Origin of the sequence: Halomonas koreensis (assembly GCF_031451675.1) — a bacterium.
Taxonomy (GTDB): Bacteria; Pseudomonadota; Gammaproteobacteria; order Pseudomonadales; family Halomonadaceae; genus Halomonas; species Halomonas koreensis.
Genome location: NZ_JARWAK010000002.1, coordinates 65,982 through 83,875 on the forward strand (window position 1 = coordinate 65,982; position 17,894 = coordinate 83,875).

The window sequence follows — 17,894 nt, forward strand, 5'->3', positions numbered from 1 at the left end:
GCTCTCCTTCGTCACTCCGGTGCCTTGAGCACCGCGATCATGTCCAGGCGTCGCAGGCGACGCAGCATCAGCAGGCCGACCAGTGCCGCGGCGCCGAGGATGCCGCTGGCGGCGACCGCCAGGATGCGCGGGGTGAGCTCCAGCGGGATACGGAAGAGGTCGTTGCTGATGGCCTCGGCGAGCAGCCAGCAGAAACCGGCCCCGAGCGCCCAGCCCGGCGGGATCGCCAGCAGCGTGAGCAGCAGGATCTCCCCCGCCAGTATCCGCGATACCTCGAGGCGGGTGTAGCCCAGGACCAGCAGCGTCGACAGTTCCCGGGCGCGCTCGGCGAAGCTGATGCGGGCGTCGTTGTAGATCACCCCGAAGGCGATGGACCCGGCCAGCAGCACGAAGATGGTCGCGAAGACCCCCATCGTCTCGTCCAGGTAGTCGCGCACGCCCCGCTCGGCCTCGTCGAGCAGGCCGATGCCGGCCACGGCGGGCAGGCCGTGAAGCTCGTCGAGCAGCGCCTCGCGACGTGCGGCGTCGACCAGCAACCAGGCGCCGCTGACGGCGGGCCCTTCCTGCATCAGGCGATTGAGGCCATCTCGGCTTAGGTAGGCGCCGACCCCGATGGGTTCGTCGACGAGCCCGGCCAGGGGCAGGGCGACACGACGGCGATGACCGGTCATGACGGCCACTTCCACCGGGTCGCCCGGCCGGACGCCGAGCCACTCGGCCAGGTAACGGGTCAGCCAGAGCCCGGCGTCGGGCACCGGGCGGGGTGGGCCGGCGGCGTCAACACGGCGCATCCCGGGCCAGTCCGGCAGGCCCGTCAGCCGGGTCCGGTAGCGACGATGGCCATGGCTCAGGGTGACGGGGACGGCGCGCCAGGTTTCCACCCCGAGGACGCCGGGGAGGTGGCGCAGTTCACCGGCCGCCCTGGCGGGGACGGCCTCGGTGAAGCTCAGCTCGATGTCCATGCGCATCACCTCCCGGTACTGGCGGTCCACCATGCGTTCCACCGCGTCGAGCTGCCAGGCCCCCATCATCAGCAATCCCGCCGAGAGGGCGATCCCGGTGACCGAGAGGCTCGCCTTGACCGGGTGCCGGCCTAGATGGCGCAGCACGATGCGCGCCGCCGGTCCGCCTCCCGGCAGGCAGCGTTCCAGCCAGGTACGCCGGAAGCGTTGCGGCGCCGGAGGGCGCATGGCCTCGGCGGGTGGACGGCGCACGGCCACCCAGACCGCCCGCCAGCAGCCGCCGAGCCCGGCCAGGCCCGAGAAGGCCAGGGACAGCACCATGGCCTCGATCGACAGGCGCAGGGGCAGGTCGGCAAACCGGAAGTATTCCGCGTAGAGGTCGGCCATCGCCTGGGCGGCCCAGGTGGCCAGCCCCACCCCGAGTCCCCATCCCAGCAGCACTACCCCGCCGGCGAGGCCGGCGTAGTGACGGGCGAGCTCGCCGTCACGGTAGCCGAAGGCCTTGAGGACGGCGATCTGCTCGCGCTGGGTGCGGATGGTGCGGACCATGATGACGTGGAGCAGGAACGCCGAGACCAGCAGGAAGACCGTGGGCAGCACCCTGGCCTGGGCGCGCTGCATGGCCAGCTCCTCCTCGAGGAAGCGATGGGACTGCTGGTCATGGCGGCTGCCGGCGCCGGTGCCGCCGTATCGCGCCAGGGCCAGGTCCAGGGCATCGATCACCTCCTCGCGGTCGGCGCCGGCCTGCAGGGTCAGGCTCAGCTCGTTGAAGGCGCCTCGCATGTCGATGGCTTCGGCCAGGGCGCGGCGATTCATCCACAGCAGCGCATAGCGGTGGTAGTCGGGCACCAGGTCGGCGGGGCCGGCCTGGTAGAGGAACTCGGGGCTGCGCGCCACCCCGCTGACGAGCAGCCGGATCCGCCGGCCCTCCAGGATGGCCTCCAGCGCTTCCCCGGGCGCGAGGTCGTGGGCCTCGGCGAAGGCGTCGCTGATCACCACCTGGTCCTCGCGGCCGGGCCCGGGCAGGCCGCCGCGCAGCAGGTGCAGGCGGTTGAGGACCGGCTGGCGCCCGTCCGGCAGCGAGATGGCCCGGCCCTGGACCGGATCGTCGAAGCCGGCCACGGCGAGTCGCACCGGCGCGCCGACCCGAGACTCGATCAGGTTGACTCCGGGCAGCCGCTGCAGCCGGGGCACCAGGCCCTCCGGGGCCCGGCTGACGCGGGCGAACACCTCGGCATAGTGATGGCTGGCATAGAAGGCCGCCCGGGCCTCGGTCAGGGTCTCGATCATGCTGAGTGCCAGCACCAGGGTCATGACGCCGCCGGCGATGACCACGCCGATGGCCAGGACCTGAGACTTGAGCCGCCACAGATCCCGTCGCCGCTTGAGGCCCAGGGTGGCGCTCACCAGATCAGCGCTCCGGCGGCCTGGCGCTGCTCGGGGCGCGTCTGGGCCTCGAGGCGTCCGTCACGCAGGTGCAGGACCCGGTCGGCCATCTCGCCGATGACCGCATTGTGGGTGATGATCGCCACCGTGGTGCCGGTGTCCCGGTTGACTCGCTCGATGACCTCCAGGACACGGATGCCGGTGCGGAAGTCCAGGGCGCCGGTAGGCTCGTCGCAGAACAGCAGGGCAGGCCGCTTGGCGAGCGCCCGGGCGATGGCCACGCGCTGCTGCTCGCCACCGGACAGCTGGGAGGGGAAGTGATCCAGCCGATGCCCCAGGCCGACCAGCTCGAGGGCCTCCTCCGGCGTCATGGGCGACTCGCTGATGTCGGCGACGATCGCCACGTTTTCCCGGGCGGTGAGGCTCGAGATCAGGTTGTAGAACTGGAAGACGAAGCCCACGTGCCGGCGTCGATAGTCGGTGAGGCGGCGCCGCGTGGCGCCGGAAAGATCCTGGTCGAGGTAGCGCAGCCGCCCGGCGTCGGCGCGATCCAGCCCGCCGAGGATGTTGAGCAGGGTGGACTTGCCGGAGCCCGAGGCGCCGAGCATCACCACCAGCTCGCCGCGGGACAGGGCGAGGTCGACGCCGCGCAGGGCCGGCACCTCGACCTCGCCGGTCAGGTAGGTGCGAACCAGCCCCCGGGCATCAAGGACGATCTCGGGTGTCGTCATGGCGGGGCCCGTGTCGGGGAACTCGGCTACAGCCTAGCAGGTGCCCGGGAGCCCACCCTTGCGCTCGGTCAGGGGGCGGGGCTCAACGCACCGTCAGGCGGCCCGCCTCGTCGGTCATCAGGCGGCGGTTGCGTCCGGCGAGCAGGGCGAAGCAGGCGGCGGCCGCGACCACCGCCAGCAGGGCCAGGGTGATGGCGCGCAGGCTCCAGCCCAGGTCCAGGGCCAGGCCGACGCCCAGCGGCCCCAGGGCGGCCAGGGCATAGCCCGCGCCCTGGACCATGCCGGAGAGCCGGCCGGCCAGCCGGGCGTCGGCGGTGCGCAGCACGATCAGCGACAGCGCCAGGCTGAAGCCGCCGCCCTGGCCGAGCCCCAGCAGCATCGCGCCGCCCCAGCGCCAATCGGCCGGCCCCAGCAGCAGCACCCAGAAGCCGCCGGCCACCAGACTCAGCACCAGCGCCAGGGCCGGGCGCTGGTCCCGGCCCAGGCGGGCCAGCCAGGGGGCGGCCAGGGCGGCCCCCAGCTGGACCATCACCGAGACGCCCATCAGCCAGCCGGCCTCGGCCTCGCCGTAGCCCCGGGCGACCAGCAGGCTGGGCAGCCAGCCGAAGACGATGTAGGCGAGCGAGGACTGGAAGCCCATGTAGAGGGTGACCTGCCAGGCCAGCGGCTGGCGCAGCAGGGCGCGGGTGGTGCCGGTGCGCGCCGGGCGTGCGGCGGGCGGCGCGGCGGCGGGCATCAGCCCCTGCCAGGCGACCAGGCCCAGCACCGCCAGCCCCGCCCAGCCGGTCAGGGATGCCGCCCAGCCGCCCAGCGCCTCCGCCAGGGGAATGGCCAGGCCGGCGCCCAGGGCGCCGCCCAGGCACAGCGCCATGGTGTAGACGCCGGTCATCAGGTCGGCGCTGGCCGGCAGCTCGCGCTTGACCAGGGCCGGGAGCAGGGTGCCCGCGACCCCGATGGCCGCCCCCGCCAGCAGGGTGCCGGCGAACAGCCAGGCCGGGGCGGCCAGGCCGCGCAGCCCCAGGCCCAGGGCCAGGACCAGCAGCGCCAGCGACAGGCTGCGCTCGACGCCGAGGCGCCGTGACAGCCAGGGCGCCAGGGGCGCGAACAGCCCCAGGCAGAGCACCGGCAGGGTGGTCAGGGCGCCGATGGCCAGCAGCGGCAGGCCGGTCTGGGCCTCGATGCGCGGCAGCAGCGGGGCCAGGGAGGAGAGGGCGGGGCGCAGGTTGAGCCCCACCAGCACCATCAGCACGATGAACAGCGGGCGCGACACCGGCGAGGCCGCCGCGGGACTAGTCGTCGTCATGGCGCCGGCTTCGTTCGCGGCCGGGCTTGACGGCATCGCGGCGCCAGCGGGCGGCGAACTCGGCCTCGTGCTCGAGCTCGTCGGCGGCCCGGAAGGCCACCTCCCCCGGGCGCGTATCGCCGTCGGCGCGCGCGCGCCGGCGGATGCCGGAGGTGTCCTCGGTGCTCACCAGGTCCAGAGGCCCCTGAGCGGTGGTCTGGGCGATCAATCGCCCCTCGTAGGCCCAGCAGCGCTGGGGCACCCGGGCGACCCGCCACAGCTGGCCCTGCCAGTGGGCCTGGCCGTCGGCGCCCAGGTGGAGGCCGTCATGGGGGACCAGGGCGGCGAACAGCCGCGCGTTGAGCACCAGGCCGCTGCCGGCCATCTGCACCGGCCCTCGATAGTCGCGGCGGTGCAGGGCCTCCAGCGTCGTCTCGCGCTTGCCGTCGGGCTCGATGCTGCCCTCGCCGCACAGGTGCAGCAGCCGGTCGTCGATCTGCTTGATCACCCAGACGCGGATCGGCGAGCGGCCGAAGAGTCGCTTCCACATGCCCTACTCCAGGTGCCGGCGCAGGTCGCCCCGGACGCTGTCGATCAGGGTGATGAAGCGGGTGTCGCCCGCCGCATCGACGCGATCCACCCGGGCCATGCTGGCCAGGCCCCGATCGACCAGCAGCTGGTCGAAGATCTCCAGGGTCACCGCCTCGGCCCGATCGGCCCCGGGGGCCACGGCGCCCAGCGGCAGGGTGAAGGCGGGCAGCAGGGTGGCGCGCACCCTCGTCGCGCCGCCATCCGCCAGCACCCGGCGCACGAACAGCCAGCCCTCGCAGGCCAGGGGCTGTCCCGGGGCGTGCTCGCGCAGGAAGAGGGTGCGATAGCAGGCCCCCTGGGCGGCGGCCTTCTCGGCCATGCTGCGATAGGCCTCGGTGGTGCGCTGGGCGGAAACCCCGGCGTCCTGCAGCTGCTGCCAGGCGGCCTGGTGCTCGCGGTCGAGCCGGGCCTGGTGCTGGAAGCGCCGCCAGCGGTGGTAGTCGTCGAGGAGGGTGTCGGCGTCCATGGGCATTCCTTGCTCAGGGAGGGAAGGGGCGGGCCGGGCCCGCCGTATCGCTAGGTTCGCATACTTCCCGTCGTCAGACCATTCACGCCTGCTGGCGGTTCCGTCCGCCGCGGCGCCGACGGCGGCGGGCCGGGCGCTGGCCGTCCTCGGCGCGGGCCTCGCCGCCGCCGTTGCCCTGGCGCTGCCGCTGGCCGCCCTGTCCCTGGCGGCCGCGTCCGCCACGCCGGCCACGGCCGTTCTCGATGGGTTCCGGCGTGGCGTTGGGGTCCGGCTCGAAGCCCGGCTCCACGTGCTTGACCAGCTCCCGCTTGATCAGCCGCTCGATATTGGCCAGCAGGCCGTGCTCGTCGACGCAGACCAGCGACACCGCCTGACCGTCGTTGCCGGCGCGGCCGGTGCGGCCGATGCGATGGACGTAGTCCTCGGCCACGTTGGGCAGCTCGAAGTTGACCACGTGAGGCAGCTCGTCGATGTCCAGGCCGCGGGCGGCGATGTCGGTGGCCACCAGCACCTGGAGCTCGCCGGACTTGAAGGCGGACAGCGCCCGGGTGCGCGCCGACTGGCTCTTGTTGCCGTGGATGGCCATGGCCGGGATGTCGCGCTTGCCCAGGTGCTCGGCCAGCCGGTTGGCGCCGTGCTTGGTGCGAGTGAAGACCAGCACCTGGAACCACTGCTGATCGTGGATCAGGTGCGCCAGCAGCTCGCGCTTGCGCTCGCGGTCGACGCGATACACGGCCTGGTCGACGGTCTCGGCGGTGGTGTTGCGCCGGGCCACCTCGATCAGGGTGGGGGCGTCGAGCAGCTTGTTGGCCAGCGACTGGATCTCCTTGGAGAAGGTCGCCGAGAACAGCAGGTTCTGGCGCTGGGCCGGCAGCAGCTTGAGGACCTTGCGGATATCGTGGATGAAGCCCATGTCGAGCATGCGGTCGGCCTCGTCCAGGACCAGGATCTCCACGCCGGAGAGATCCACGTGGCCCTGCTGGTGCAGGTCGAGCAGTCGCCCGGGCGTGGCCACCAGGATGTCCAGGCCGGGGCGGATGGCATCGACCTGGGGCTGCTGGCCGACGCCGCCGAAGATCACGTGCGAGGTCAGCGGCAGGTGGCGGCCGTAGTCGCGCACGCTCTCGCCCACCTGGGCGGCGAGCTCGCGGGTCGGTGTCAGCACCAGGGCGCGGACGCCGCGCTTGGCCGGCCGCTTGCCCCCGGACAGGCGCTGCAGCATGGGCAGGGTGAAGCCGGCGGTCTTGCCGGTGCCGGTCTGGGCGCTGCCCAGCAGGTCGCCGCCCTCGAGCACGGCCGGGATGGCCTGGGCCTGGATGGGCGTCGGGGTGGTGTAGCCCTGCGCGTCGATGGCGCGCAGCAGTTCGGCGCTCAGGCCGAGGTCGGAAAAGGTCATGCGGTCTCCGAGGCGACGCCCCGGTCGCCGACGTCGCCGAAGGCGCGTCACGGGCGGGGCGTGGAATGAGGTGGGTCGCGGCCGGGCCGCGAGGGAAGCGCATTATGCCACAGCGCCGGCCGCGACGCAGCCGGCTCACTCGGCGTGGCGGCGCAGGGCCTCGGCCAGTTCCCGGGCCACGGCGTCCCAGCTCCGCCCCAGGGCGCGGACCAGGGCCGGGTAGCCGTCCCGGGCCAGGGGCGTGGCGACCCGGAAGGGGGCGGCGGCCAGCAGCGTGTCCCGGGCATCCCGCAGCTGCCAGCGTCCGGCGACCAGGGCATGGCCGTCCGGCCGGCCCTGGAAGCGCTCCACCGCGAGGCGCAGCGAAAGGTCGCCGGCGGCGCCGTCCTCGTCGGCGAGCCGCACCCGGGTGGCAGGCAGGGCGGCGGCCAGGCGGTCGCGCAGGCCGCGTTCCAGCTGCCGCCCCAGGGGCTCCGCCCAGCGGTGGCCGCTGGCCTCGTGGACGGTGATGTCGTCGAGCTGGACGACGATGCCCTCCACGTCGAGGAAGGCGGCCAGCCGCAGCGGACGCAGGGTCAGCACCCGTTGGGCCTCGGCGCCGGACGGCGCGGCGGCGGCAGGCGGCTCGGGCAGCGCATAGCGGGTCGCCGGGGGGCCGGCCAGGGAGGCGCAGCCGGCGAGCCAGCCGAGCAGCAGGGCGGGGAGCAGAAGGCGCAGGCGCGTCATGGGGCGGTCCTCTCCGTCGGGGCGCGGGGCACGGGGTCGGCGGCGTCCGGGTCGTCGAACAGCAGCGCGCCCGGGGCATCGCCGAGTCGCCGGGCGGCGGGCTGCAGGTCGCGCAGCAGGCGCTCGAGGCGCGTCAGGGTGCCGGTCAGCTCGCGATAGGCGGGGGCGTCCGGGGCGACGCCCTCGAGGGTCTCGCGCAGTTCGGCCAGGGTGGCGTTGAGCTCCCCCGGCAGGGCCCGGGTGTCGGGGTCGTCGACCAGGGTCCGAACGCCTTCGGCGAGCTCGCGGACCTCGGCCAGCATGGCCTCCGAGCTGGCCAGGTTGCGCTCCAGGCCGTCGAGGAGCGGGGCCACGTCGAGGGCGTTCAGCTTGTCGAGCAGGGCGGTCACCTGGGCCTGGATCTGGGCCAGGCCGCCGGAGGTGGAGGGCAGGACCGGGCGGTCGGCGAAGGTCTCGGGGCGGTAGTCGCCGGCGCGCTCCGCCTCCAGGGTGAGGTCCACGAACAGCGCCCCGGTGAGCAGGTTGCCGTTCTTCAGCGTGGCCCGCAGGCCGCGCTCGAACAGCCCCTCGAAGCGGGCCCGCCAGGCCTCGAGGTCCATGGTCTCGCTGTCGATGCCCAGGCGCTGGGGCTCCAGGCGCACCAGCACCGGGATCGCCAGGCCGCCGTCGCGGCCCGGCCGGGGCGTGGCGAAGTTCCAGGGCACGCTGGCCACGGTGCCCAGGCGCACGCCGCGGAACTCCACCGGGGCGCCGCGGCTCAGCCCGCGCACGGTGTCCTCGACCAGGAGGACATACTCCAGGTAGCGGTCGAAGGTGCCCTGGCGGGCGCTGTCCTCGTCGGGATAGAGGGTGAAGGTGGCGTCCGGCTCGACGGCCGTTCCCCGGGGCAGATCCTCGGGGACGCCGAAGGTCACGCCGCCGGCGAGCACGGCCTCCAGGGATTCCAGCCGCACCCGCACGCCCTCGGAGTCGAGCCGCAGGTCGAGGCCGCTGGTGGTCCAGAAGCGGGTGTTGCCGGTGACCAGGCGATGGTAGGGGCTCTCGATGAACACCCGGTGGTGCATGCGCCGGGTCTCGACGTCGAAGGTCGCCTCCTCGACCCTTCCCACGGTGAAGCCCTGGTAGGTGACCGGGTCGCCCACCGCCAGGGCGTTGCCCACCCGGCTGAGCAGGTTGACGCGCAGCCCCTCGGCGCCGGGCGGGGCCACCGGGGGCTGCTCCTGGACCGCGAAGCGCCTGGCCTCGGCGTCGCTCTGGCCGGGCTCGAGCTGCAGGTAGGCGCCGGAGAGCACGGTGTTGAGCCCGCTGATGCCCTCGCGGCCGATGCGCGGCTTGACTACCCAGAAGGTGCTGTCCTCGACCAGCAGGGGCGTGGCCTCGGGGCGCATCCGGGCGCGGATCACCACCCGGGACAGGTCCTCGGCCAGGTTCACCGACTCGACCCGGCCGATCTCCACGTTGCGGGTCTTGATCAGGGTGCTGCCGGCCTCGATGCCGTCGGCGCTCTCCATGGTCAGGGTGATCGTCGGGCCGCGGCTCAGGTAGCTGTCGTAGACCAGCCAGGCGCCGATCAGCAGCGCCACGATGGGCACGATCCAGATCGGCGACAGCGGCGCCTGGCGGCCGGTGCGGGCGCGATGGCGGTCCTCTTGGGCGTCGTCTCGGGGCGTGTCGGTCATGCGGGGGCGTCCTCGTCCGCGGGAGCGAGCCGCCCGGCGGGATCGTCCCAGATCAGCCGGGGGTCGAAGGTCATGGCGGCCAGCATGGTCAGGATCACCACGCCGCCGAAGGCCAGGGCGGCGGGGCCGGGGGCCACCGCCATCAGGTTGCCGGCCCGGATCAGCGCCACCAGGATGGCGACCACGAAGATGTCGACCATCGACCAGCGGCCGATGAACTCGGTCAGGCGATACATGCGGGTGCGCGTCAGCGAGCGGTCGCGGCGATCCCGCGGCGCCACCAGGCACAGCCAGGCCAGGGCCATCAGCTTGCCCATCGGGACGATCACGCTGGCCACCAGGATCACCGCCGCCACCGGCCAGGAGCCCATCTCGATCAGCTGCACGACCCCGCCGATGATGGTCGAGGGGCTGGCGTGGCCGAGGCTGGTGGTGGTCATGATCGGGTAGACGTTGGCCGGCACGTAGAGGATGGCGGCGGCGGCCAGCAGCGCCCAGGTGCGCTGCAGGCTGTGCGGCTGCCGGGCGTGCAGGGGTTCCCGGCAGCGGCGGCACTGGCCGTGGCCGGCGGCGTCCAGGCGCCCGACCAGGCCGCAGGTGGGGCAGCCCGCGAGTCCCTGGGGCGCGGCGGGGCGGCCGGTGCGGCTGCCGTCCGGGGCGGGCGGCTCCCCGGCCAGGGCGAACCACAGCCAGTCCCGGTCCACCGACTGGCTGGTGGCCAGCAACAGCAGCACGAAGGCGCCGAAGGCCCAGAAGGCCGCGCCCAGCTCGATGTCGGCCAGCCCGGCGATCTTGATCAGGCTGACCAGGGCGCCGACCAGGAAGACGTCGGCCATCATCCAGGGCTCGACGTGGGCCAGGCCGCGGGCCAGCAGCCGGCTGGCGGGCAGCGGACGGGCGCGCAGCAGGCCCACTTGCAGCCAGATCACCCCGGCCAGGTAGAGGGCCGGCAGCACCAGGATGGTCAGCAGCACCGCCAGGGCCACCAGCGGCTCGTGGCGGACGATCAGTTCGGAGGCGGTCTGGGTCAGCTCGATGCGGTGGCCGACGCCGCGGGCACTGAAGCCGAGGAAGGGGAAGCTCAGCGCCAGGCCCAGCGCCACCAGGGCCGCCAGGGCCAGGGCCAGGCTGCGCTGGGCCGGGTGGCGGTGGCGGCGCACCTCGGCGTGGCCGCAGCGGGGGCACAGCGCCTGTTCGCCCGAGCCCAGGGGCGGCAGGGCCATCAGCCAGTCGCACTGGTGGCAGGCGCGCAGGCGGCGGCGCGTGGTCCGCGCCTCCGGCGGCACGCGGTCGACATAGGGGGCCCGCCGGGGCAGGGAGGCGGGGCGAAGGGCCGGCCTTGGCACGAAGCGGCATCCTCCTGACGGTCCACGGCAATGCCTGAAGTGTGTCACGTTGACGCGGGGGGCACCATAGTCAAACATGCGGGCCTGAATGTCCCGATGGAGATCCCATGATGCTTCCCGCGCTGGCGGTGGTGGCAGGCCTGATCCTGCTGGTCTGGAGCGCCGAGCGCTTCGTCGACGGGGCGGCGGCGACCTCCGCGCGCCTCGGCCTGTCGCCGCTGCTGATCGGCATGCTGGTGATCGGCTTCGGCACCTCGGCGCCGGAGCTGGTGGTCTCGGCGATCGCCGCCGGCCAGGGCAATCCCGGACTGGCGCTGGGCAACGCCTTCGGCTCCAACATCGCCAACATCGGCCTGATCCTGGGGCTGGTGGCGCTGGTCGCGCCCCTGACCGTGCAGTCCGGGGTCATTCGCCGCGAGCTGCCGGTGCTGGGCGGGGCGACGCTGCTCGCGGCGCTGGTGCTGCTCGGCGGCGGCGTGGGCCGCCTCGAGGGCGGGCTGCTGCTGGCGGTGCTGGCGGCCTTCATGGTGGTGAGCGTGGTCCAGGGGCTGAAGGCCGGCGGCGATCCGCTGTCCTCGGACACCGAGACCGACCTCGCCGCCCATCCCATGTCGCTGCGCGGGGCCCTGGCCTGGACGGCGATCGGCCTGGTGCTGCTGGTCGCCAGCTCCCGCCTGCTGGTGTGGGGCGCGGTGACCATCGCCCAGCAGTTCGGGGTCAGCGACCTGGTGATCGGCCTGACGGTGGTGGCGGTGGGCACCTCGCTGCCGGAGCTGGCCTCCTCGCTGAGCGCCCTGCGGCGCCGCGAGCATGACCTGGTGCTGGGCAACGTGGTCGGCTCCAACCTCTTCAACACCCTGGGGGTGGTGGGCCTGGCCGCACTGATCGCGCCGATCGACGCCGGCCGCGAGGTGCTGCTGCGCGACTGGAGCCTGATGGCCGCCATGACCGTGCTGATGGTGGTCTTCGCCATGGGCTGGCGGGGCCGCCAGGGGCGCGTCAATCGGCTGGAGGGCGGCGCCCTGCTGGTCATGTACCTGGCCTATCTCGGCTTCATGGTCGCCCTGGTGGTCGGCGCCGCCGCGGGCTGATTACGGGCCTGCGACAACGCGACACAGCCGCGAGGCGCGAACCGCCTCCCCCCGGACGGGTCGGAAGGCGTAGGATAGGGAAGCGAATCGGGGAATTAGCTTATTCGGTCTCGGTATGGTCTTCCGCGTCTCCGGCCGGGCCGGATCCTCTAGGATTTGTCTGAGAAGTCGGCGAGCGAAGGCTAGACAAGGCAAAAATCGGTGAAAAGACGGAGTTTACGGGTAGTAAATGAGTACTTTGAGCCGATTTTTAACGCCGTATAGCCGAGCGCAGGCACTTTTCAGGCATTGCCTAGGCTGATCCCCGATCAGGCAAGAATGCGGCAGGGCGCCCGGCGCCCCACGCACAAGAGCACGCCCAGTGCCTGACGCATCCCGTACCCATGCCCCGCAGGAACGAGGAGCGCCTCATGGACCTGGATCCCCTGCTGCTATCGCGGCTGCAGTTCGCCTTCGTGGTGTCCTTCCACGCCATCTTCCCGGTGTTCACCATCGGGCTGGCGTCCTACATCGCCGTGCTCAACGGCCTCTTCTATCGCACCGAGAACCCCGCCTGGGAGCGCCTGGCCGTGTTCTGGACCAAGGTGTTCGCCGTGGTCTTCGGCATGGGGGTGGTCTCGGGCATCGTCATGTCCTTCCAGTTCGGCACCAACTGGAGCAACTTCGCCCTGGCGTCGTCCAACTTCCTGGGCCCGATGCTGAGCTACGAGGTGGTCACCGCCTTCTTCCTGGAGGCCGCCTTCCTGGGGGTGCTGCTGTTCGGCCGCGGCAAGGTGCCCCAGGGCGTGCATCTCTTCGCCTCGATCATGGTGGCCGTCGGCACCTTCATCTCGGCCTTCTGGATCCTGGCGGCCAACAGCTGGATGCAGACCCCGGCCGGGTTCGAGCTGATCGACGGCCGCTTCCGCGTCACCGACTGGAGCGCGGCGATCTTCAATCCCTCCTTCCCCTATCGCTTCGCCCACAAGGTGCTCGCGTCCTTCCTCACCGGGGGCTTCGTGGTGGCCGGGGTCAGCGCCTGGTACCTGCTGATCGGCCGCGACGTCGAGGCCAACCGCAAGGCCTTCTCCATGTGCCTGTGGCTGTTGCTGGTGCTGGCGCCGGCCCAGGCGGTGGTCGGCGACTTCCACGGCCTCAACACCCTGGAGCACCAGCCCACCAAGGTGGCCGCCATGGAGGGCAACTGGGAGACCCAGCCGGGTGCGCCGCTGCTGCTGTTCGCCTGGCCCGACCAGGATGCCCAGGAGAACCGCTTCGAGGTCGGCATCCCGGGCCTGGCCAGCCTGATCCTGACCCACCACCTGGACGGCGAGGTGCCGGGGATCAGCGAGGTGCCGCCGGCGGAACAGCCGCCGGTGTGGATCGTCTTCTGGTCGTTCCGGGTCATGGTCGCCATGGGGCTGGCGATGATCGCCGCGGCCGTCGCCGGCCTCTGGCTGCGCTGGCGCGGCCGGCTCTACGCGCATCGCGGCTTCCTGCAGCTGATGCGGGCGATGACCGTCACGCCCTTCCTGGCGGTGCTGGCCGGCTGGTTCGTCACCGAGACCGGGCGGGCTCCCTGGCTGGTCTACGGCCTCATGGACCAGGCCGAGGCGCTGACGCCCTCGCTGACCGGGGGCATGGCGCTGTTCACCCTGATCGGCTACGGCCTGGTCTATGCCGTGGTGTTCTGGGCCGGGATCCTCTACCTGACCCGGGTGGTGCGTCAGGGCATGCTGCCCGAGCCGCCCCACGACGACGAGGTCGAGCGCCCCAAGCGGCCGCTGTCCGCCGCCCATGTGCCGTTCGACGATGCCGCCAACCAGCCGGGAAGGAGCTGAACCATGGAGATGTTCGATCTGTCGCTGATCTGGGCCGCCATCATCGGCTTCGGGGTGATCATGTACGTGCTGATGGATGGCTTCGACCTGGGGGTGGGGATCCTCTTCCCCTTCGCCCCGGACGAGGGCAGCCGCGACGTGATGATGAACTCGGTGGCGCCGGTCTGGGACGGCAACGAGACCTGGCTGGTGCTGGGCGGCGCCGGGCTGCTGGCGGCCTTCCCGCTGGTCTATTCGGTGTTCCTGCCGGCGCTGTACATCGGCGTCTTCCTGATGCTGGCCGGGCTGATCTTCCGCGGCATCGCCTTCGAGTTCCGCTTCAAGTCGCATCGCCACCGCCGCTGGTGGAACCGCGCCTTCAGCTGGGGCTCGGCGGTGGCCGCCTTCGCCCAGGGGGCGGTGGTCGGCGCCTACATCCAGGGCTTCGCGGTCGATGACTTCGTCTACGTGGGCGGCCCTCTGGACTGGCTGTCGCCCTTCACGGTGCTCACCGGGCTGGGCCTGATGGCCGGCTATGCGCTGCTCGGCGCCACCTGGCTGATCATGAAGTCCGAGGGCCACACCCAGGCCTGGGCCTACCGGCTGGCGCCCCGGCTGCTGCTGGCGGTGCTGGCGGTGTTCGCCGCGATCAGCCTGTGGACGCCCTTCGTCGACGCCGCGGTGCGCCAGCGCTGGTTCGGCCACCTGCACCTGATCTGGGTCTTCCCGGCGCTGGCGCTGGCCAGCGCCGTCTGGCTGTGGCAGTCGGTGCGGGCGCGCCGGGAAGGGCAGCCGTTCATCGCCACCCTGGGGCTGTTCGCCTTCACCTACCTGGGCCTGGTGGTCAGCAAGTGGCCGGTGATCGTGCCGCCGGACTACACCCTCTGGGAGGCCGCCTCGGCGCCGGAGTCGCAGCTCTTCCTGCTGCTCGGCATGCTGTTCGTGATCCCCATCGTGCTGGCCTACACCGCCTGGACCTACTGGGTGTTCCGCGGCAAGGTCCGCCACGGCGAGGGGTACCACTGAGGCCGTGGCGGCACCGCGCGATGCCCGAGCCTGGCTGGCGCGCCTGGCCCGGGCCGAACGCCCCCGGCTCGCGCTGGCCGTGGCCTGCGGCCTGGTCGCCGGCGTCCTGACCATCGTCCAGCTGGTGCTGCTGGCCCGGCTGATCGCCACCCTGGTGGTCGAGGCGCCGCCGCTGGCGTCGCTGTGGCCGAGCTTCGCCGTCCTGGCGGCGCTGGTGGCCGCCCGCGCCCTGGCCCAGTGGGGCCAGGAGGCGGCGGGCCTGGCCGCCAGCCTGCGCCTGCGGCGCCGGGCCCGCGGCGAACTGCTCGACCACCTGGCGCGGCTGGGCCCGGTGGGCCTCACCGGCCACCACAGCGCCAGCCTGGCTAACCGGGCGGTCGACCAGGTCGAGGCCCTGGACGGCTATGTGGCGCGCTTCCTGCCTCAGCAGGCGCTGGCGGTGGCGATCCCCTTGCTGGTGCTGGCGGTGGTGGCCTGGCTGGACTGGCTGGCCGCGCTCTTCCTGCTGCTCTCGGCGCCGCTGATCCCGCTGTTCATGGCCCTGGTGGGCATGGGCGCCGAGCGGCTCAATCGCGAGCAGTTCGACGCCGTGGCGCGGCTCTCCCGCCATTTCATCGACCGGGTGCGCGGCATCGCCACCCTGCAGCTGTTCGGGCGTGCCGCCGCGGCCACCGGCGAGGTCCACGCCGCCGCCGACGACTATCGTCGCCGCAGCCTGCGCACCCTGCGCCTGGCCTTCCTGTCCTCGGCGGTGCTCGAGTTCTTCGCCGCCGTGGCCATCGCCGTGGTGGCCATCTACGTGGGCTTCGGGCTGCTCGGCTATATCGCCTTCGGGCCCGCCGACGCCCTCACGCTGTCCTCCGGGCTGACGGTCCTGCTGCTGGCCCCGGAGTTCTTCCAGCCGCTGCGCAGCCTGGCCCAGCACTACCATGATCGGGCCGCCGCCCTGGGCGCCGCCGACGGCATGGCGGCGTTGCTCGACGAGCCCCCGCGCCGTCCGGCCGGCCCCGCCGATCCGCCCCGTCGCGCCGACCGGCTGCTCGAGCTGGAAGGCGTCGCGGTGTCGCATCCCGAGCGCGGCCGGGTGCTCGGCCCGCTGGACCTGGCCCTGCGCCATGGCGAGATCCTGGCGATCGCCGGCCCCTCGGGGGCGGGCAAGTCGACCCTTCTGCAGCTGCTGGCGGGCTTCGTCGACCACCAGGGCGGGGCGCTGCGCCGCGCCCGGCTCGACATCGCCTGGATGGATCAGCGGCCGCTGCTGGTCCACGGCAGCCTGGCCGACAACCTGCGGCTGGCCGCCCCCGACGCCGATGAGGCGGCCCTGCGCCGGGCGATCGCCGCCGCGGGGCTGGCGCCGCTGGTGGCGAGCCTGCCGGACGGCCTCGACGCCCGCCTGGGCGAGCGGGGGGCGGGGCTCTCCGGCGGCCAGGCCCAGCGCCTGGCCCTGGCCCGGGTCTTCCTGTCCCCGGCCTCGCTGGTGCTGCTCGACGAGCCCACCGCCAGCCTCGACGCCGCCAGCGAGGCGGAGGTGCTCGAGGGCCTCCGGGCGCTGGCCGCTCAGGGGCGGACCCTGGTGATCGCCAGCCATCAGGCCGCGCCCCTGGCGCTCGCCGACCGCCGGCTGCGGCTGCGCGAGGGACGCGTCGAGGAGGTGTCCGATGGCTGAGTCGCCCGGTCCGCTGGCCACCCTGGCGCCCTGGTGGCGCCTGCTGGCGCGTCGCCGCGGGCGGCTGCTGGGCGGCGTCGCGCTGATGGCGCTGGCCCTGGCGGCGGCGGTCGGCCTGCTGGCCCTGTCCGGCTGGTTTATCACCGCGACGGGGCTCGCCGGCATGGCGTTGGCCGGCGGCGCGGCGCTGACCCTGGACGTCTACGTGCCCGGCGGGGGCATCCGCGCCTTCGCCCTGACCCGGACGGTGGCGCGCTACCTGGAGCGCCTCTACAACCACGACACCGTGCTGCGCCTGCTCGCCGACCTGCGCGGGCGAATGTTCGCGGTGCTGGCCGGCCTCGACGCCCGGACCCTGAGTCGTCGTCGGGCCAGCGACTGGCTGAATCGCCTGACCGCCGACATCGACACCCTCGACAGCCTCTTCCTGCGCCTGGTCGCCCCGGCCGGGGTGGCGCTGGCCGCGATCCTCGGCCTGGCAGGCCTGCTGGCGCCGTGGGCGCCGGCCGCGGGGCTCGCCGTGGCGCTGGGGCTGGGTGTGGCCTGGGGCTGGCTGACCCTGGGCCAGGCGCGGCTGGGCCTGGCCGCCAGCCGTCGCCGGGTCGACGAGCTGGAGCGGCTGAGGGCCGCCGTCCTGGAGCGCCTGCAGGGCCTGGCCGAGCTGGAGGCCTACGGCAGCCTGGCCGTGCAGCGGCGGCGGCTGTCGGCCATCGAGGACCGGCTGGAGGCCGATCAGCGTCGGCTGGGCCGGGCCGCGGCCCTGGGCTCGGCGGTGACCGGGCTGGCCGTCGGCGGGACCGCCCTGCTGGTGCTGTGGTGCGCCGCCCGGGGCTGGCAGGCGGGCGCCCTGTCGGGGCCGGTGATGGTGATGATGCCGTTGGCGGTGCTGGCCCTGAACGAGGCCCTGGCCGCCTTGCCGCTGGCCTTCACCCAGGCCGGCGCCACCCTGGCCGCCGCGGAGCGCCTCAATGCCCTGGCCGAGGCCCGCCGCCCGGCCCCCGCGGCGAGGTCGCGGCTGCCCGCGGGGCCGCTGTCGGTCGAGCTGGCGGGGATCGCGCTGCGCTTCCCCGGGGCCCTGGCGCCGGTGTTCTCGGGGCTCGACCTGCGGCTGGCGCCGGGGGACCGCCTGGCGCTCCACGGCGCCTCGGGCAGCGGCAAGTCCAGCCTGGCGGCGCTGCTGAGCGGCCAGCTGGCGCCGGATGCCGGCGGGCTGCGTCTGGGCGGCATCCCGCTGGACGCCCTGGCCCCGGCGGCGCTCGCCGAGCGGGTGGCCTGCCTGACCCAGCTCACCGAGCTGTTCGACGACAGCCTGGCGGCGAACCTGCGCCTGGCGGCGCCCGACGCCGACGACGCCAGGCTCTGGGCGGTGCTCGAGACCGTGGAGCTGGCCGACTGGGCCGAGGCGCAGCCCCGGGGGCTGGCTACCCGGGTGGGCGAGGGCGGACGTCGGCTCTCCGGGGGCCAGGCCCGGCGGGTGGCTTTGGCCCGGCTGCTGCTGCGCGATCCGGGGCTGGTGATCCTCGACGAGCCCTTCGCCGGGCTGGACGACGCCCTGGCCGGGCGCATCGCCGGCCGACTGGACGCCTGGCTCGCCGGGCGCAGCGTGGTCTTGCTGGTGCACGAGCGGGCGGCGGGGCCGGGCCTGCCGGGGGTGAGTCGTTGGCAGGCGTTGGCGGCCGACGAGGGAGGGGGGCTTTGCGCCGCGGCGCCGAATCCGACACGATAGGGCAAAGTATCGACGCGAGGT

General features: G+C 73.5%; 14 protein-coding genes. 5 read left to right on the forward strand and 9 right to left on the reverse strand.

What is annotated here, in order from left to right; genetic code table 11:
* Positions 1–11 precede the first annotated feature (11 nt).
* From QC818_RS02445 to QC818_RS02485, 9 genes are all read right to left on the reverse strand, one after another.
* Positions 12–2,369: an ABC transporter permease gene (locus tag QC818_RS02445; RefSeq protein ID WP_309651253.1), complete on the reverse strand. Its 2,358-nt coding sequence runs from the start codon at positions 2,367–2,369 to the stop codon at positions 12–14.
* Positions 2,366–3,079 (reverse strand): ABC transporter ATP-binding protein, encoded by a 714-nt coding sequence (locus QC818_RS02450; protein ID WP_309651254.1) that lies wholly within the window; start codon positions 3,077–3,079, stop codon positions 2,366–2,368. Before QC818_RS02450 ends, QC818_RS02445 begins: the two co-directional genes overlap by 4 nt.
* A gap of 82 nt (positions 3,080–3,161) precedes the next feature.
* Positions 3,162–4,382, reverse strand: coding sequence for an MFS transporter (locus tag QC818_RS02455; RefSeq protein WP_309651255.1), 1,221 nt, complete (start codon positions 4,380–4,382; stop codon positions 3,162–3,164).
* Positions 4,369–4,911 carry a hypothetical protein gene (locus QC818_RS02460; protein WP_309651256.1) on the reverse strand — a complete coding sequence of 181 codons (543 nt, stop codon included), beginning with the start codon at positions 4,909–4,911 and terminating at the stop codon, positions 4,369–4,371. The genes QC818_RS02455 and QC818_RS02460 overlap by 14 nt, the downstream gene beginning before the upstream one ends.
* A 3-nt stretch (positions 4,912–4,914) precedes the next feature.
* The gene (locus tag QC818_RS02465) at positions 4,915–5,418 is read right to left on the reverse strand and encodes a hypothetical protein (protein ID WP_309651257.1); all 504 of its coding nucleotides are present in this window, start codon (positions 5,416–5,418) and stop codon (positions 4,915–4,917) included.
* A gap of 82 nt (positions 5,419–5,500) precedes the next feature.
* Complete coding sequence (locus tag QC818_RS02470; protein WP_309651258.1) at positions 5,501–6,814, reverse strand: DEAD/DEAH box helicase; 1,314 nt, start codon at positions 6,812–6,814, stop codon at positions 5,501–5,503.
* 135 nt (positions 6,815–6,949) lie between these two features.
* Positions 6,950–7,540 carry a PqiC family protein gene (locus QC818_RS02475; protein ID WP_309651259.1) on the reverse strand — a complete coding sequence of 197 codons (591 nt, stop codon included), beginning with the start codon at positions 7,538–7,540 and terminating at the stop codon, positions 6,950–6,952.
* Complete coding sequence (gene pqiB / locus QC818_RS02480; RefSeq protein ID WP_309651260.1) at positions 7,537–9,219, reverse strand: intermembrane transport protein PqiB; 1,683 nt, start codon at positions 9,217–9,219, stop codon at positions 7,537–7,539. Before pqiB ends, QC818_RS02475 begins: the two co-directional genes overlap by 4 nt.
* On the reverse strand, positions 9,216–10,565 hold the full coding sequence (locus QC818_RS02485; protein ID WP_309651261.1) for a paraquat-inducible protein A: 1,350 nt from the start codon (positions 10,563–10,565) through the stop codon (positions 9,216–9,218). The genes pqiB and QC818_RS02485 overlap by 4 nt, the downstream gene beginning before the upstream one ends.
* Before the next feature lie 107 nt (positions 10,566–10,672).
* On the opposite strand from QC818_RS02485, the gene QC818_RS02490 reads away from it, so the two are divergent.
* The 5 genes from QC818_RS02490 (at position 10,673) to cydC (ending at position 17,873) form a co-directional block, all read left to right on the forward strand.
* Positions 10,673–11,656 carry a calcium/sodium antiporter gene (locus QC818_RS02490; protein WP_309651262.1) on the forward strand — a complete coding sequence of 328 codons (984 nt, stop codon included), beginning with the start codon at positions 10,673–10,675 and terminating at the stop codon, positions 11,654–11,656.
* Between the two features lie 410 nt (positions 11,657–12,066).
* Positions 12,067–13,476 carry a cytochrome ubiquinol oxidase subunit I gene (locus tag QC818_RS02495; protein WP_309651263.1) on the forward strand — a complete coding sequence of 470 codons (1,410 nt, stop codon included), beginning with the start codon at positions 12,067–12,069 and terminating at the stop codon, positions 13,474–13,476.
* A 3-nt stretch (positions 13,477–13,479) separates the two neighbouring features.
* Positions 13,480–14,481 (forward strand): cytochrome d ubiquinol oxidase subunit II, encoded by a 1,002-nt coding sequence (cydB, locus tag QC818_RS02500; RefSeq protein ID WP_309651264.1) that lies wholly within the window; start codon positions 13,480–13,482, stop codon positions 14,479–14,481.
* 4 nt (positions 14,482–14,485) lie between these two features.
* Positions 14,486–16,147, forward strand: coding sequence for a thiol reductant ABC exporter subunit CydD (cydD, locus tag QC818_RS02505; RefSeq protein ID WP_309651265.1), 1,662 nt, complete (start codon positions 14,486–14,488; stop codon positions 16,145–16,147).
* Positions 16,140–17,873 carry a thiol reductant ABC exporter subunit CydC gene (gene cydC, locus QC818_RS02510; RefSeq protein ID WP_309651266.1) on the forward strand — a complete coding sequence of 578 codons (1,734 nt, stop codon included), beginning with the start codon at positions 16,140–16,142 and terminating at the stop codon, positions 17,871–17,873. Before cydD ends, cydC begins: the two co-directional genes overlap by 8 nt.
* The last annotated feature ends 21 nt before the right edge of the window (positions 17,874–17,894 follow it).